Origin of the sequence: Amycolatopsis sp. 2-15 (assembly GCF_030285625.1) — a bacterium.
GTDB lineage: Bacteria > Actinomycetota > Actinomycetes > Mycobacteriales > Pseudonocardiaceae > Amycolatopsis > Amycolatopsis carbonis.
In genome coordinates, this window is record NZ_CP127294.1 from 2,904,094 (window position 1) to 2,920,757 (window position 16,664).

11 protein-coding genes, 1 tRNA gene and 1 pseudogene are annotated in these 16,664 nt (G+C 68.9%); 10 read left to right on the top strand and 3 right to left on the bottom strand.

The window, feature by feature from the left end; genetic code table 11:
* Positions 1-31 precede the first annotated feature (31 nt).
* The 3 genes and pseudogenes from QRX50_RS14300 to QRX50_RS14310 all read left to right on the top strand — a co-directional run bounded on the left by QRX50_RS14300 (position 32) and on the right by QRX50_RS14310 (position 2,783).
* Positions 32-687 (top strand): annotated as a pseudogene (locus tag QRX50_RS14300) (endonuclease V).
* Positions 687-1,373 (top strand): uracil-DNA glycosylase, encoded by a 687-nt coding sequence (locus QRX50_RS14305; protein ID WP_285972420.1) that lies wholly within the window; start codon positions 687-689, stop codon positions 1,371-1,373. The pseudogene QRX50_RS14300 and the gene QRX50_RS14305 overlap by 1 nt, the downstream one beginning before the upstream one ends.
* 84 nt (positions 1,374-1,457) lie before the next feature.
* Positions 1,458-2,783 (top strand): NAD(P)/FAD-dependent oxidoreductase, encoded by a 1,326-nt coding sequence (locus QRX50_RS14310; RefSeq protein ID WP_285972421.1) that lies wholly within the window; start codon positions 1,458-1,460, stop codon positions 2,781-2,783.
* A gap of 64 nt (positions 2,784-2,847) precedes the next feature.
* Here QRX50_RS14310 and QRX50_RS14315 read toward each other — a convergent pair whose 3' ends face one another.
* Entirely contained in the window at positions 2,848-4,572 is a 1,725-nt protein-coding gene (locus QRX50_RS14315; RefSeq protein WP_285972422.1) for a multicopper oxidase family protein, read from the bottom strand.
* A 50-nt stretch (positions 4,573-4,622) separates the two neighbouring features.
* Here QRX50_RS14315 and QRX50_RS14320 point away from each other — a divergent pair, with 50 nt between their 5' ends.
* Together QRX50_RS14320 and QRX50_RS14325 are read left to right on the top strand one after the other, a co-directional pair.
* The gene (locus QRX50_RS14320; RefSeq protein WP_285972423.1) at positions 4,623-5,234 is read left to right on the top strand and encodes a TetR/AcrR family transcriptional regulator; all 612 of its coding nucleotides are present in this window, start codon (positions 4,623-4,625) and stop codon (positions 5,232-5,234) included.
* Between the two features lie 31 nt (positions 5,235-5,265).
* Positions 5,266-5,339: transfer RNA gene (locus tag QRX50_RS14325), tRNA-Leu, on the top strand.
* 756 nt (positions 5,340-6,095) lie between these two features.
* Here QRX50_RS14325 and QRX50_RS14330 read toward each other — a convergent pair.
* Positions 6,096-6,728 carry a GAP family protein gene (locus tag QRX50_RS14330; RefSeq protein WP_285972424.1) on the bottom strand — a complete coding sequence of 211 codons (633 nt, stop codon included), beginning with the start codon at positions 6,726-6,728 and terminating at the stop codon, positions 6,096-6,098.
* Between the two features lie 1,165 nt (positions 6,729-7,893).
* On the opposite strand from QRX50_RS14330, the gene QRX50_RS14335 reads away from it, so the two are divergent.
* The 5 genes from QRX50_RS14335 to QRX50_RS14355 all read left to right on the top strand — a co-directional run bounded on the left by QRX50_RS14335 (position 7,894) and on the right by QRX50_RS14355 (position 15,227).
* Complete coding sequence (locus tag QRX50_RS14335; RefSeq protein WP_285972425.1) at positions 7,894-9,324, top strand: cytochrome ubiquinol oxidase subunit I; 1,431 nt, start codon at positions 7,894-7,896, stop codon at positions 9,322-9,324.
* Positions 9,321-10,355, top strand: coding sequence for a cytochrome d ubiquinol oxidase subunit II (locus QRX50_RS14340; protein WP_285972426.1), 1,035 nt, complete (start codon positions 9,321-9,323; stop codon positions 10,353-10,355). Before QRX50_RS14335 ends, QRX50_RS14340 begins: the two co-directional genes overlap by 4 nt.
* A gap of 104 nt (positions 10,356-10,459) precedes the next feature.
* On the top strand, positions 10,460-12,322 hold the full coding sequence (locus QRX50_RS14345) for a glycoside hydrolase family 15 protein (protein ID WP_285972427.1): 1,863 nt from the start codon (positions 10,460-10,462) through the stop codon (positions 12,320-12,322).
* Positions 12,319-13,656, top strand: coding sequence for an NAD(P)/FAD-dependent oxidoreductase (locus QRX50_RS14350; protein WP_285972428.1), 1,338 nt, complete (start codon positions 12,319-12,321; stop codon positions 13,654-13,656). The genes QRX50_RS14345 and QRX50_RS14350 overlap by 4 nt, the downstream gene beginning before the upstream one ends.
* A gap of 17 nt (positions 13,657-13,673) precedes the next feature.
* A complete protein-coding gene (locus QRX50_RS14355; protein ID WP_285972429.1) occupies positions 13,674-15,227 on the top strand; it encodes a GMC oxidoreductase in 1,554 nt (517 codons plus the stop codon).
* 6 nt (positions 15,228-15,233) lie between these two features.
* On the opposite strand, the gene zwf is transcribed toward QRX50_RS14355, so the two are convergent.
* On the bottom strand, positions 15,234-16,640 hold the full coding sequence (zwf, locus tag QRX50_RS14360; RefSeq protein ID WP_285972430.1) for a glucose-6-phosphate dehydrogenase: 1,407 nt from the start codon (positions 16,638-16,640) through the stop codon (positions 15,234-15,236).
* Positions 16,641-16,664 lie beyond the last annotated feature (24 nt).

Sequence of the window (16,664 nt, forward strand, 5' to 3'; positions counted from 1 at the left end):
CTAGCCAAACCGGCTGTGGAAAGCTGGCGGAATGCGCTGGCCCGCCACGATTCCCGAGGCCCGCGAGGTCCAGGACGCGCTCCGCGGCCGCGTGGACCTCACCGACGCCTGCCCGGCACCGGCGACGGTGACCGGCCTCGACGTCGCCTACGACCCCGCCGGCACACGCATCGCCGCCGCCGCGGTGACGGTGGCCCTCGACGATCTGCGCGTGGTCGAGGAACGCGTGGTCACGGGCGAGGTCAGTTTCCCCTACGAGCCGGGCCTGTTCGCCTCCGCGAGCTGCCGCCGCTGCTCGACGCCATCGCCGCGCTCACGCACCCGCCGGAGGTGTTCGCCTGCGACGGCCACGGCCTCGCCCACCCGCGGCGCTTCGGGCTCGCGTGCCACCTCGGGGTGCTCACGGGGATCCCGGCGTTCGGCGTCGGCAAAACGCGGCTCGTCGGCACGCACGCGGAGCCCGGCCCGGAACCCGGCGACACCCCGTCGCCGCTGGACGGCGACGAGCAACTCGGTGCCGTCGTGCGCACGCGGCCTGGCGTGAAACCGGTTTACGTCTCCGCGGGCCACCTGATCAGCCTCGACCACGCCTGCCGGCTCACGCTCGCGTTGAGCCCGCGCTACCGCCTGCCCGAGACGACGCGCGCGGCCGACCACCTGTGCCGCGCGGCGCTGGCCGGCCGCTGATGGACACCCTCGCCGAGCTCGACGCGGCGGTCACCGAGTGCCGCGCGTGCCCGCGGCTGGTGGCGTGGCGCGAGAAAGTGGCGGTCACGAAGCGGGCCGCCTACCTCGACGACGAGTACTGGGCCAAGCCCGTACCCGGCTTCGGGCCGGCGGATGCCGCGCTGGCCGTGGTGGGGCTCGCGCCCTCGGCGCACGGCGGCAACCGCACCGGGCGGATGTTCACCGGTGACCCGTCGGGGGATTTCCTGTTCCGCGTGCTGCACGAGCTGGGGCTGGCGTCGCAGCCGACGTCCACCGGCAAGCACGACGGCCTCACCCTCCGCGGCACCCGCCTCGTCTCGCCCGTCCGCTGCGCGCCACCCGAGAACAAACCCACGCCGGCCGAGCGCGACACCTGCCGCCACTGGCTCGCCGACGAGCTGAGGCTCCTGCGCCCGACTTTGAAGGCCGTCGTGGTGCTCGGCTCGTTCGGCTGGCAGGCGCTGCTGCCGGTGCTCGCCGACGCGGGATGGCCGGTGCCGTCGCCGAGGCCGGCGTTCGGGCACGGGACCGTCGTCGAGCTCGGTGACCTACAGCTGCATTGCTGCTACCACGTGTCACCCCGTAATGTCCGGACGGGCCGTGTGACTCACGCGATGGTGTGTGACGTGTTCGCCTCCGCGGCCAGGGCCGGAGGCCTCTTCTGAATCGTTACCGCCTGCATGGCGACGCTGGTCACAGCGGGGCGGGGTACCCGAGCGATACGGCTCGGCAAGTGCGACTATGGAGTCATGGCTGTTAAGTCGGAACCGACTCGGATCCTGATCCTCGGTGGTGGATACGTCGGCCTGTACACCGCGTACGGGCTCCAGAAGATGCTGCGCGCCAACGAGGCCTCCGTGACCGTCGTTGACCCTCAGCCGCACATGACCTACGCGCCCTTCCTGCCCGAGGCGGCGGCCGGCGCGATCGAACCCCGTCACGTGGTGGTGCCCCTGCGCCGCGTGCTCAAGCGCTGCCACGTGCTCACCGCGCGCGTGACGAAGATCGAGAACGACCGCAAGGCCGTCACGGTCGAGGCCGCCGACGGCCACATCGAGACGCTGAACTACGACGTGCTCGTGGTCGCGCTCGGCGCCGTCGCCCGCATCCTGCCGATCCCGGGCCTGGCGGAGCAGGGCATTGCCTTCAAGACCATCGGCGAGGCCATCTACCTGCGCAACCACATCATGACCAAGCTCGACGAGGCGGCCAGCACGCTCGACCCCGAGCTGCGCAAGCGCCTGCTGACCTTCACGGTCGTCGGCGGCGGCTTCGCCGGCATCGAGGCGCTGGCCGAGCTCGAGGACATGACCCGGTTCGCGGTCGAGAACTACTACCCGAACATCAAGCCCGCCGACATCCGCTGGGTGCTCGTCGAGGCCGCCGGGCGGATCCTGCCCGAGGTCCGCGAGACGCTCGGCGTCTACACGGTGCAGCAGCTGGAGAAGCGCGGCATCGAGGTCTACCTGTCGACGGCGGCCAAGTCGTTCGAAAACGGCCACGTCGTGCTCTCGGACGGCACCGAGTTCGACACCGACACGCTCATCTGGACGGCCGGCGTGAAGGCCAACCCGGTGCTCGCCGGCTCCGACCTGCCGCTCGACAAGCGCGGCCGGGTCGAAGCCACCGCCGCGATGCAGGTCGTCGGCCACCCCGAGGTGTGGACGGCGGGCGACAACGCCGCGATCCCCGACCTCTCGCGCACCGAGCAGGACCCGACGGCCACGTGCCCGCCCAACGCGCAGCACGCCGTGCGCCAGGCGACGCTGCTGTCCAAGAACATCATCAAGGTCCTGCGCGGCGGCCAGCCCAAGGACTACTTCCACAAGAACCTCGGTGCGGTCGCCAGCCTCGGCCTGCACAAGGGTGTCGCCGATGCGCTGAACCTGAAGATCAAGGGCTTCCCGGCCTGGCTCTTCCACCGCGCGTATCACCTCAAGGCGATGCCGACGTGGAACCGCAAGATCCGCATTCTGTTCGACTGGATGCTCGGCGGCCTGTTCCGCCGTGAGGTGATCTCGCTCGGGCAGATCAACAACCCGAAGGAAGAGTTCGCCCGGGTTTCGAAGGGCTGAGCCTGTTTTCCGCTGAAGCCGGACCTCCTGCGGGGAGGTCCGGCTTCGGTCGTTTCGCAGGGTTTTACGGGGTGACGAGCCGATAGCGGGCCATCATGCAGTCGTCTTCGTGGTCGAGGATGTGGCAGTGCCAGACGTAGCCCTGGAGCTTCATGTCCATGTGCGGCATCGCGTTTGCGGCCGGGGTGAACGTCGCGTCCGGGTCGAAGCCGAGCTCGTCGGCCGTCGGGAAGTGCACGAGGAAGCGCGTGACGGTGTTCTGCGGGCAGTTCACGGTGTCCTTCGGCCCCGCCTCCCACGGTGCGGGCGGCTGGGGCGCGCCGATGAGGAAGCCGTCCGGCGGCGGAGCCCATTCCGTGTGCAGGAGCGGGCGCGGGTTCGCCAGTGAGTAGGCGAACGGATCGAACATCTGGCGGTTGAGCAGGTGCAGGTTCACCAGGTGCAGGTGCACGGGGTGGTCCTCGATGGTGAGGTTCACGACCTCCCACAGCTCCGTGGTGCCCTGGCGCGGCATCGCGATCGGGTCGTCCTCGAAGCACAGGTTGTTGAGTGACATGCCGACCGGCGGCCAGCGCGTGAGCTTGAGGTCCTGGGTGAGCGTGACGACGCGGCGGCGATAGGGCGCCGACGGCTTTTTCGTGACGCGCAGCCGAGTCGGCAGTGCCTGCTGGTGACCTCTCGCGCCGGTGCTGGTGAAGCGCACGACATCGGGCAGCGGCTGCGCGCCCGTGACGAGGGCGATGAGCGCGGCTTCGCGCTGGTCGTTGATCAGGTCGACGTGCTCGCCTTTTCCGAGGTCCGAGAAGTCGACCACGAAGTCGGCGCGCTCGCCGGGCGTGAGGCGGACTTCGGTGGTGACGACGGGGGCGTCGAGCAGGCCGGCGTCGTTGCCGATCACGTGGAACGGGCGCCGGTCGCGGAAGAACAGGTGGTAGGCGCGGAAGTTCGACGCGTTGAGCACCCGGAACCGGTACTGGCCGCGGGCGACGTGCGTGTACGGCGAGACCTTGCCGTTGACCGTCATGCGGTCGCCGATCTGGCCGCCGTCCCAGTGGCCTTGCGGGACGAGGGTGAGGGTGCGGTAGTTGAGCGAGCCGTCGGGGTGGAAGCGGCGGTCCGCCAGGATCAGCGGCAGTTCGAACTCGCCGCTGGGCAGGTGCCACGCGTTGGTGCGGTCGCCGGTGTCGCCCTCGTCGCGCAGGAGATACAGGCCGGCGAGTCCCGCGTGGACGTTCAAGCGCGTGAGGCCCATGCCGTGGTCGTGGTACCAGAGGCCGGCGGCGGGCTGGCGGTTTTCGTGGCGGTAGGTGCGGTGTTCACCGGGGAGGAAGACGTCCATGGGGTGGCCGTCCATCTCGGGCGGCGTGACGGCGCCGTGCAGGTGGACGGACGTGTGGGGCCTGGTGCGGCTTTCTTCGGACGCGCCGTCGAGGGTGGGGTCGACGTCGGCTGCGAAGAGGTGTTTGCCCAGGTTGTTGTCGAAGGTGAGCTGGATTCTCTCGCCGGTGTGGGCCTCGATGGTGGGGCCGAGGTACTCGGCGCCACCGTAGGACCAGGTTGGCGCGGGGGCGAGGTCGCGGTGGAAGCGGTGTGTGGACTCGGCCATGGCGAGGCGGCGGTCGCCGCGGAGGGTCCGCGGGATCGGTAGCTCGTCGACGTAGGGCGGGAGGTCGGGCGAGGGGAAAGTGCGGAGGTCCACGTCGGTTCGCGGTCTGGCCGGGATCGCCGCGGTCGCCGCCGTGGCCGCGGTCGCTTTGAACAGCCGTCGACGGGAGATGCCTTCTGCCATGGGAGGTTCCTGTCCAAGTGATAGTGAGCTATCAGTTGGTAGTGTAGGGCATGCCCCCGCAGCCGCTGCGTGCTGACGCCGCCCGCAACGCCCGCCGCATCGTCGACGCGGCCTACTCGGTCTTCGCCGCCGGCGGCGTCACCGTGCCGATGGAGGAGATCGCCGCCGCGGCCGGCGTCGGGGTCGCGACGTTGTACCGCCGGTTTCCCCACAAGCAGGACCTGGTGCGGGCGGTGCTGGAGGCACGGTTCGACGAGGTGATCGCGCCGGTGCTGTCCCGGGCCGCCTCCTTGGGCGATCCGCGGGAGGGCGTTTATGCCGCACTGGAGGCCGCGGTGAGTTTGGCGGCGGCCGAGCAGCCGCTGTTCGCGGCGGCCAACAACGTTGGTGCATTGACGATGGACCTGGCTTGGCGGTTCTTCTCCCCGGTGGCCGCCCTGGTGGCCGCCGGCCAGACCTCGGGGGCCTTCCGCGCGGACCTCGTCCCCGACGACATCCCGCGGCTGGTGTTGATGCTGGTGGGGACATTGCCGTCGTTCCCCGCGGAGGCTTCGGAGGGCTGGCGCCGGTATCTCGACCTGCTGATGGACGCGCTTGTTCCGGCCGGCGCTTCGGGGCTGGCGCCGGCGTCCGCTGTGGCGGATCACACGCCGCGCATCTGACGGACCGCGCGGGTCCCGCTAAGGTGTCGGTGCCCCCGTAGCCCAACTGGCAGAGGCAGTCGACTTAAAATCGACCCAGTGCGGGTTCGAACCCCGTCGGGGGCACGTACAGCGTCCCCCGAACGGCCCGATCTGACGGGCACGTCGATTGTCGAGGGCACGTACGACCTCTCGTCGCCGCGGGGGCGGTCGTGATGGGCGGCCCCACTGCGCGTTCTCGGGGCGACGCAGTCACTGGGATTGAGGGCGCGGTAATCATCCGCGCGGTGACGGGCATCGTGGGCACAGTCGTAGGCTCTTCGGCTGCGGCAACGTACTCACCTTCGCGCTTGGGCTCGGGGTTCCGGTATGGGTCGCTCCCGCCGTCGATCTCTCCATACTCGGGCTCTTGTTTGGAACAATGCGCTTGGTGCTCGTCGGTGCTCCAAGCGCCGTGCTTCAGCCGGCAAGGCGGCTTTCGATGCGGTCGGGCCGCTTCTCCTTAATCGGCTGGTCCGAACCAGGCGCGACGTGAAGACGCGGCACACCAGAAGCCGATCTCGTCAGACAAGCTGCGCACCAGAATGGGGGTCGGTTCCGTTCGGGCTCGAAAGCTAGTCAAGATCATTCGCGATGAGGACGCGGAGAGCAGGCTGACTCTGTCCCGGACGCGGCCAAACCGGAAGCTGTCGGAGGTCGGCGCAAGACCTTCGCGCTGACTCAGCCGGGCGCGACCGCACTGTCTTTGACGGCCAGCCGGGCTCTCGGGCTCAGCACACTGGCCGATCTCTCTTCGATGATCAATTATCACCACGAAGAGAGGGAGCGCATGGGCGAGGAACTCAGCGTGCACGGCGTCGCGGAGATGGGACCGGCTGTCGATTACACGAGGTGGGCGATGCCCGAGCTGATGAGGTAGATGCCGAAGCCGGCCGACACGACGATGATGATGGTGCGGCCGTGTTTTGCCAGCCATGCGTTCACGGCGGTGACCCAGCGGATCGTCGCCTCCGGCCAGATGGCGTGGGCGACGATCGGTATCTCGATCAGCAGCATGTAGATCACGGCGACGAGGATGATGCTCAGCACTGTCACCACCAGGCTGGCGTGCGCCTTGGCGATGGCGTGCAGCGAGGCGATGTACAACGCTGTCGGCGTGTACATCAGCAGACCGATGGTCAGCAACCCGATCACGCCGAACTCGCGGCGTTTTTTGGCGGCCTTGGGTCCGCGGGGCGGCCGGGAGTAGACCACCAGGGCGAAGGCCACCAGCAAAATGCCGATGGAGAGGTCGATCCAGGCCGGCACGGTGCGGTGCTTGGTGCTCTCCGCTCCGCTGCTCTGCAACACCAGCACCGAGAGGAAGCCGAAGCCGAGGGTGATGATCACAGCGCCGGCCAGGAAAATCAGCGCCCGCTTTCTGGGTTGCGGGTTGACCAACAGGAATGCCATGAACAGCAAGGCCGGCGGGTAGATCGCCGCACCGAACGCGGCAGGAACAGCTTCGGACAACATCGCCGTCCGTCACCTCCTCGTGTCCTCGTGCATTGCGACCAGATGGGTTCTTCAGTGACCGCAGGTGACCCGAAGAGGGGCGTCGGGTGCGCGGAACTACTCCTGACCCGAGTCTTTCCGCCGGCGGCGAACGGGGAAGCGTCGGCGCAGGGGTGTCCTGCTACTCGCGCAGCAGCATCGCCTCGGCCTCGCGCGCCAGGTGGACGAGGGGTTGCCGCTCACGTCCCGCATCGCGGAATACCCGACGTCGCCGAGAATCACGTAGACCACGTCCGGCGCGCCGTCGGCGCCCGCGGCGGTTCGAACGGCTCCCAGCCGGGAGCCGAGTCTCGGATGTCGATGTTGGCCTTGCCTCGGAACGAGTTGCTCATGTCCCTCCTCAGATCGCCCGGCTGAAGGCGGCCTCGCCCGCACCATCCGACCTTGCCCGGCGCCGCCCGGCCTCACCTGCGCCAGGTGAACACCACCCGTGCCTCACCCGAGCGCAGCGATGCCCTTGCCGATCAGAACCGCGCCGATGACGAAACGGCGGACCGCCATCACGACGGCGTTGTTGCGGGCACGCCTGCCGGGGATCTGGCTGCACTGCGGTGCCCCAGCGGATCGTCGCCTCCGGCCAGATGGCGCGGCCATCCACTTCCCCCGCCCGGCGCCACCGGTCCCAGCCACCCCGGGAACCTGACACGGGCACCGGCATTCGGACACCGACGCCTCTTCTCGGACGGTCTCACGCGCGTACCTCGCCACTCCACGACCCGGCAGCGTCGCACGACCGCAGCACACCTCTCGTGGTGGTGACAGAAACCGTGCACACCTGGTGACACCTATCGCGCATACGAACGACTGGACCCGGACGTCGCCCACGTCACCTGGCGACAACCAGCGTGCACGGTCACAACGGCGACCAACGTGAGGGGCAGGGCGATGCGAGATGGACTACGCCCGGTCAACGGTCAAACGCGACCGTCTCTCCATTTCAACAATCCAGCGTGGACTGCAGCGTCACGCCACCGGGAAGTCCTGGCGCCGCGGTCCGATCCACGGTCGACGTCATCCCTGTGGGGTGATGCTCGGCGGGATCGGGACCGGAGAGGGTCGGGCCAGCGCCGCAATCGGCGAACCCTCCGAGCGGCGGCGGCCGGGCACAGGGAGTCAGGGGTGATTCGTGGGCGAGACGTTGACCGGCCTGGCGACCATGGCTGCCGTGAACCCCGTGCCGTGGGCGCGGTCGCAGATGGCGTTCACCCTTGCTTTCCACATCATCCTGGTCCCGCTCGGGGTGTCGTGGGCGTTCATGGTCCTGATCGCGAACTACCGGGCGTTGCGGAAAGACGACCGTGCCGCGCTGGTGCTCGCGCAGCGCTGGTCGAAGTACATGGCCGTGACGTTCGCGGTGGGCGCGGTGACCGGGACTGTGCTGAGCTTCGAGTTCGGGCTGCTCTGGCCGCATTTCATGGGGACCTGGGGCGAGGCGTTCGGCGTGCCGTTCGCGTTCGAGGGGCTGTTCTTTTTCACCGAGGCGATCTTCGTCGCGATCTACATCTTCGGTTGGCGACGGCTGAAACCGTGGACGCATTTCTGGACCGGCGTGCCGATCGTCCTCGCCGGGGTGTTCGGCTCGGTCTCCGTGGTGGCGGCGAACGCCTGGATGAACGCCCCGTCCGGGTTCACCGCGAACGCGAAGGGCGAGATCGTCGACGTCGATCCGCTCGCGGTGATTTTCAACGACGCGATGCCGCTGCAGGCCGCGCACATGGTCGTCGCCGCGTACTTGGTCGGCGGGTTCCTGATCTCGTCGGTCTACGCGGTCGGCATGCTGCGCGGCCGGGTCGATCGCTACCACAAGCTCGGGTTCGCCATCCCTTTCAGCGTTGCCGCGGTGGCGACGCCGATCCAGATAGGCGTGGGCGACACCCTGGCGCGCTGGGTGTATGACAATCAGCCGGTCAAGTTCGCCGCCATCGAACTGGTGCCGACGACCAGCTCGGACGTTCCCGAGACCCTGCTGGGCCACCTCAACGAGGACGGCACGGTCACCGGGGGTATCCCGATCCCGGGCATGGCGTCGTGGCTGTCCGACCCGAGCACCGGCCGGTCGACCGTCGTCCAAGGCCTCGACAGTGTGCCGGCCGACACCCGTCCGACGGTCCTGGAGGCCAACGTCGTCCACCTCGCCTGGGACGTGATGGTCGGTCTCGGGACACTGTTGTTGCTGCTGTCGCTCTGGTACGCCGCGATCTGGTTGATCCGGCGACGCGCGCCGACCGGCAAGTGGTTCCTGCGCGTGGCGGCGTGCTCGGGCGTGCTCGCGGTCATCACGATGGAGGCCGGCTGGGTGGTCACCGAAGTCGGCCGGCAGCCGTGGATCGTCTACAACCTGATGAAGGTCGAGGCCGCGGCGACCGGGAACGCCGGTGTCTGGATCACCTTCATCGCGGTGATCGTTCTCTACCTGGCACTCGGCGTCACGACGATCATGGTGCTCCGCTCGATGAGCAGGCGCTTCCGCCGGGCAGGCGGGTTCGCCGACATCGACACTCCGTACGGGCCGACGGAGAAACCCGAGCCGGCCGAGACCGTCGAGTCCGAGCCGTGAGCACCGCCGTCGCCATCGTGCTGCTGGTCGCCCTCGCGACGTACGCGGTCTTCGGGGGAGCCGACTTCGGCGCCGGATTCTGGGACCTGACGGCCGGCGGGCCCGCGCGAGGTGCCGCACCGCGCGGCCTGATTGAGCGATCGATTGGCCCGGTGTGGGAGGCCAATCACGTCTGGCTGATCTTCATTTTCGTCGTCACGTGGTCCGCCTTTCCGTTGGCGTACCAGTCGATCACGCTGACCATGTTCGTCCCGCTGACCATCGCGGCACTCGGCATCGTGTTGCGTGGCGCGAGCTTCGCGTTCCGCAAGTCTGTGGTCACCGTTCGCTCCCGTCGTGTCTTCGGTGGCGCATTCGCACTCGCGTCCGTGCTGGTGCCGTTCTGCTTCGGTGCGATCGCGGGCGGCATCGCTTCGGGTCATGTGCCGGCCGGTGGCAAGGCCGGCGATCCCGTCGACAGCTGGCTGAACCCGACATCGCTGGTGACGGGCGGCCTGGCGGTCGTGCTGGCGGCGTACCTGGCGGCGGTGTATCTCGTCTGGGACGCACGGCGAGCAGACGACACCGCGATGGCGGTCTACTTCCGCCGCCGCGCGGTGGTGACCGCCGTGGTCGCGGCCGTGGTCGCCGTGATCGGCTTCGTCGTCCTGAGTTCCTCGGCCCCGCACGTCTTCGACCGCATGATCTCGTCCTGGGCGTTGCCACCGGTCGTGCTCAGCGTCCTGAGCGGGTTCGGCGCCCTGGTGCTGCTGGTCCGCGACGCCGCCCGCGGTGCACGAGCGCTCGCCGTGGTCGCGGTGGCCTGCATCATTTTCAGCTGGGGCGTGGCCCAGTGGCCCTACCTGCTGCCGGAGAGCGTCACCGTCTCCGCTGCCGCCGCGCCGACCGGAACCCTGGTCGCATTGCTGGTCGCGGTGGGAGTGGCGGTGCTGATCGTGCTGCCGGGCTTCGTGCTGCTGTACGTGCTCGACCAGCGCCGGCTGCTGCCCGAGGAAGGCGTTGAGGACGCCGCTGACCGCGCGGCCGGCTGAGCTGCGCCGCAATCACCCGCGAAGGGTGATTGCCGCGCGGCCCAGTGCATCGATGGTCGAAAAAGGCCCGCGATTTCGCGTGTCACGACTGTGAAGGAGCCCTCGTGAGTTCCACGACCTCGCCCTTCCCGCCGATCGCCGACTACGCGTTCCTGTCGAACTGTCATACGGGTGCCCTGGTCGCTCCGGACGGATCCGTCGACTGGCTCTGCCTGCCCGCGTTCGATTCCCCGAGCGCCTTCGGTGACCTGCTCGACCGCGGAGCCGGCTCGTTCCGGTTCGGGCCCTACGGGATCAACGTGCCCACTGCGCGCACCTACGTCCCGGGCACGAACGTCATGACCACCACGTGGCACACGCCACGCGGCTGGCTGTTGGTCCACGACGCCCTGACGATGGGCCCGCGGCGCGGCCCCGACACGATCACGCCTCACACGAGGCCGCCCGCCGACGACGACGCCGACCACATGCTCGTGCGCACCGTCGAGTGTCTCGAAGGCGCGCTGGAGATCGAGCTGGTCTGTGAGCCGGCGTTCGACTACGGGCGTACGCCGGCCACCTGGACCATCGTCGGCGACGACGATCACGCGGCCGACGCGACCGGAGCCGGTCAGACCTTCCGGCTGAGCACCGACATGCTGATCGGCATCGAGGGTGGCACGGCGCGGGCCCGGCACGTGCTGTCGAAGGGCGACAAGGCGTTCTGCGCGGTGTCGTGGGCGGAGGGCCTGGCGTCGCCGGCCGACGCCGCGGACGCGCAGGCACGGATCGACGCGACGATCCAGTTCTGGCGCAGCTGGCTGGCGCGTGCCCGCATCCCGGACCACCCGCTGCGTCATCCGCTCGAACGCTCGGCGCTCACCATCAAAGGCCTGACCTACATGCCGACCGGCGCGACGGTCGCGGCCCTGACGACGTCGTTGCCCGAGGCGCCGGGCGGTGAGCGCAACTGGGATTACCGCTACACCTGGATCCGCGACACCACGTTCACACTCCAGGCGCTGCACTACCTGAACCTCGACTGGGAAGCCGACGAGTTCATGCAGTTCGTGGCCGACCTCGAGCCGAACGCCGACGGTGGCCTGCAGATCATGTACGGCATCGACGGACGCCGGGACCTGACCGAGTCCACTCGCGACGACCTGGGCGGCTACGAAGGCGCCCGGCCGGTGCGCGTCGGCAACGGCGCGTTCGACCAGCGCCAGAACGACGTCTTCGGCGCGGTCCTCGACTCGCTGCTGCTGCACACCACCCGAAGCAAGCACCTGCCGCGCCGGCTCTGGCCCCTCGTCCAGTCGCAGGCAGCCGGTGCGACCGCCGCGTGGCGCGAGCCGGACCAGGGCATCTGGGAGGCGCGCGGCAAGCCTCAGCACTACGTGTCCTCGAAGCTGATGGGCTGGGTGGCGCTCGACCGGGCCGCCAAGCTGGCGAGCATCCGCGACGACGACGAGCTCGCCGGCCGGTGGCGCACGACGGCGGACGAGATCCGCGCGGACATCCTCGAGCACGGGGTGAGCGACCGCGGCGTGCTCCGACAGCACTACGACACCGACGCGCTGGACGCGTCGACCCTGCTCGCGGCCCTGTTCGGCTTCCTGCCGGGCACCGACGAACGGATGCGCAACACCGTCGACGCGATCGACAGCGAACTGACCGAGAACGGCTTCGTCCTTCGCTACCGGACCGACGAAACCGACGACGGCCTGTCCGGCAAGGAAGGCACGTTCCTGATCTGCTCGTACTGGCTGGTCTCCGCGCTCGCCGTGGTCGGCGAGATGGACCGGGCGACGAGCCTGATGGAGCGCCTGCTGCGGATCTCGTCGCCGTTGGGCCTGTACGCGGAGGAGTTCGAAGTCGACCGCGCACGACACCTGGGCAACTTCCCCCAGGCGTTCTCCCACCTCGCCCTGATCGAGGCGGCCGGCCGGATCATCCTGTCCGACTTCCGGGCGGAGCTGTCACTGTGACCGGGCAGCGAAACGAGAGCGGGAACGTCGTGGTCCTGGGCGGCGGGCTGGCGGGAGTCGCCTGTGCCCACCGGCTCGGTGACGAGGGCATCGGGGTGACCCTCGTCGACCGTAACGACTACCACCAGTTCCAGCCCCTGCTCTACCAAGTCGCCACCGCGCAACTGCCCGCGGAGGACATCGCCCGCCCGCACCGGGTGATCTTCCACGCCTACCCGACGGTCGAGGTCCGCACCGCGCACGTCACGGAAGTCGACGTCGCGAACCTCAGCCTGACGATGTCCGACGGCGAGGTGGTCGGCGGATCACACCTGGTGATCGCGGCCGGCGCACAGCCCGAGTTCTTCGGTGTCCCAGGCGCCGCCGAACACGCTTTCCCGCTCTACTCGGTGGCGGACGCCGAGCGGCTCCGGCTCCACGTGCAGGACCTGGTGCGGGCCGTCTCGGAAGGGCAGCTTGACGAGGACGCCCTCGACGTCGTCGTCGTGGGCGGCGGCCCGACCGGGGTCGAGATCACCGGCGCGCTCACCGAGCTGATGGCCGCGCTGGCGACCATGGACCGGATACCGAAGTCCGGGCGGATCTTCCTGATCGACCGCGGCAGCACCCTGCTCGGCGCATTCTCCAGCCGGTCACACAAGTACGCGCACAAGAAGCTCACCACGCAGGGCGCCGAACCCCGGCTCGACACGGGTGTCGCCTCGGTGCACGCCGACCGGGTGGAGCTCGACGACGGAACCGCCATCCGCACTCGCACCGTCATCTGGGGTGGCGGTGAGTCGGCGGCGCCCGTGGTGCAGGCCGCCGCCGGACTCAAGACCGGTCGCGGGGGACGGGTGGACGTGCTGCCCGACCTGACAGTCGAAGGGCACCCGGGTGTGTATGCGATCGGCGACGCCGCCAACATCCCGGGGGCGCACGGCACAACGCTGCCGCAACTGGGCTCGGTGGCGCAACAGTCCGGCGACTGGGCCGCCGGCAACATCCTGCGCGAGCGCAACGGACAACCGCCGCAGCCGTTCCACTACAAGGACAAGGGCATCATGGCCATGATCGGCCGCAACGCGGCCGTCGCCGAGGTCGGCAAGCACCGCCATCAGGTCGACGGCCCCATCGCGTTCGCCGCCTGGCTCGGTGTCCACGCGATGCTGCTGAGCGGCGCCCACAGCAAGGCCGACGCGTTCATCTCCTGGGCCTGGGACTACTTCGAACGCGACCACGCCGCGACCGTCGAGTGGTCCGCGAAGCCGAAGCGCATCGCCTGGGGAGACGACGCCGCGGACGTCCCGCACATCTCGGTGCACCGTGACCACTCTTCAAGGAAAAGTCGATAGCCCCTGAGGAGGACAGCATGGCCGAGCACTACGACGTCATCATCGTGGGGTCGGGAGCCGGTGGCGGCACCCTCGCACACCGCCTCGCGCCGTCGGGAAAGCGCGTGCTGATCCTCGAACGCGGTGACTGGCTACCCCGCGAGGCGCAGAACTGGGACGCCGAGGCCGTCTTCGTCGACAACCGCTACGTGTCGAGCGACAAGTGGTTGGACGACAAGGGAAAACCGTTCCAGCCTCAGGTCCACTACTTCGTCGGCGGTGCGACGAAGTTCTACGGAGCCGCGCTGTACCGGCTGCGCGAGCGAGACTTCGGCGAGCTCAAGCACCACGGCGGCGTCTCACCCGCGTGGCCCATCGGGTACGACGAGATGGAGCCGTACTACACCCAGGCCGAGCAGCTCTACCAGGTGCACGGTGTCCGTGGCGAGGACTCGACCGATCCGCCCGCTTCCGCGCCGTACCCTTTCCCGCCGGTTTCGCACGAGCCGCGCATCCAGCGGCTGTTCGACGACCTGGCAGCCGTCGGGCTCCACCCCTTCCACGCGCCGGCGGGCGTGATGCTCGACGAGGCCCGGCCCGCCTTCAGCGCGTGCATCCGCTGCGCCACGTGTGACGGGTTCCCGTGTCTGGTCCATGCGAAGTCCGACGCGGACGTCATCGCCGTGCGGCCGGCCATCGAGCACGACACGGTGACCCTGGTCCGCAACGCGCGGGTGCGCCGCCTGGAGACCGACGAGTCCGGGCGGACGGTGACCTCGGTCGTCGCCGACGTGGACGGTGCCGAGCAGCGGTTCGCCGCCGACGTGGTCGTCGTGTCGGCGGGCGCGGTCAACTCGGCCCGGATCCTGCTCGCGAGCGCCAGCGACCGTCATCCGGGCGGCCTCGCGAACGGGTCGGACCAGGTCGGCCGCAACTACGTGTTCCACAACAGCCGCGCGTTCCTGGCGATCTCGACCGAGAAGAACGACACCCGATTCCAGAAGACCTTGGGCCTCAACGACTACTACTTCGGCGATGACGACTTCGACTACCCGATGGGCAATCTGCAGATGGTCGGCAAGTCGTCCGCACCGATGTACCGAGGCGAAAAGCCCGTCGAGACGGTGCTGGCACCGACCTTCGCCCTCCACGACGTGGCCGAGCACGCGGTCGACTTCTGGCTGTCGGCCGAAGACCTTCCCGCTCCCGACAACCGGGTGACGCTCGACCGCGACGGGAACGTGGTGCTGAGCTACACACCGAACAACCGCGAGCCGATGGAACAGCTCTACCACAGGGTGAAGAAACACCTGAGCCGGCTGGGGATGCATCCGCATCATCTGATTCCGCGGGACGTTTACATGAAAAACGACATTCCCGTCGCGGGCTGCGCGCACCAGGCCGGCACCGTACGGTTCGGGCGTGATCCGGCGACATCCGTCCTCGACACCGACTGCAAGGCGCACGAAGTCGACAACCTCTACGTCGTCGACACGAGCTTCTTCCCGAGCATCGGCGCGGTCAACCCGGCTTTGACGGCGATCGCGAACGCGCTGCGAGTGGGCGACCACCTGCTGCAGCGACTCGGCTGAGCGCGATCAGCCCGAAATCCAGGGCGCACGCCAGCCGCCGAACCCGGCCGCGATGTCGTCGGCCGCGGCCGGGCCCCAGCTGCCGGGCGCGTAGGAGTGCACGGGCGGCGGCGCGTCGAGCAAGGGTTGCATGATCCGCCAGGTCTCCTCGACGCTGTCCTGCCGGGAGAATCGCGTGCTCTTCCCGGTCATCGCCGCGTGCAGCAAGGTCTCGTACGGCGTCGGCCCCTCACCGCCCTCGTCCGCGAACTCCATGTCGAGCTCGATCGGCGCGATCCGGGCCACGTCGGCACGATGCGCGTCGACCTGGATCCGGACCCCGGTCGACGGGTCGAGCCTCAGGACGAGCTGGTTCGGCTGCGCTGTATGCCCGACCAGTCCGAAACCCAGCCGTGGCGGGCGCTTGAACACCAGCCGCAGCTCGGTCTGCGTCACCGGCAGCCGCTTGCCGGTCCGGATGAAGAACGGCACACCGGCCCAGCGCCAGTTCTCGATGTCGAGCCGCAGTGCCGCAAACGTCTCAGTGGTCGAGTCGCGCGAAACACCGTCGATGTCGAGGTAGCCGTCGTACTGGCCGCGCACGTAGTGGGCCGGATCAGCCTCCTCCACCGCTCGGAACAGACCGACCTGCGAATCCTTCAGCGTCACCGGGTCGCCGCGCGACGGCGGCTCCATCGCGGCGGCCGCGACCACCTGCATCAGGTGGTTGACGACAACGTCCCGCAGGGCGCCGACCGGGTCGTAGAAATGGCCGCGGTCCTCGACGCCGAAGCTCTCCGCCATCGTGATCTGCACGCACTCGAGGTAGTTGCGGCTCCACAACGGTTCGAGGATGGCGTTCGCGAAGCGGAGGTGGAGGATCTCCTCCAGCCCCATCTTCCCCAGGTAGTGATCGATCCGGAACAGCTGCGACTCGTCGATGTACTGGTGCAGCTCATCAGCCAGCTCACGCGCGGACCGGCGGTCGTGCCCGAACGGCTTCTCGATCACGAGGCGGGCGGCGGTGGTCAGGCCGGCCTCCGACAGTCCCTTGACCACTCGTCCGAACAGGAACGGCGGTATCTCCAGGTAGAACACCGGAGTCTCGGCGCCCTTGACGGCGTTTCCCACCCGCTCGTAGGTGGCGGGGTCGGTGAAGTCGCCGCTGACGTAGGACAACTTGGCGGCGAACCGGTCGAAGACCGCCTCGTCGAGATCTCCGGTCGCCTCGATCGACGAGCGGGCCCGTTCGATGAGCTGATCGAGTGTCCAGTCGTCCGCGGCCACCCCGACGACGGGACACGTGAGCAGGCCGCGGGCCTCGAGCCGGTAGAGCGAACGGAAGGTCATCACCTTCGCCAGATCGCCGGTGATACCGAAAATCACGAGTACGTCCGCCGACTGCGTGTCCGACCCCGGTGCTGTCGCCATCATCCCTGCCTCCTCCTCGGTCACGGC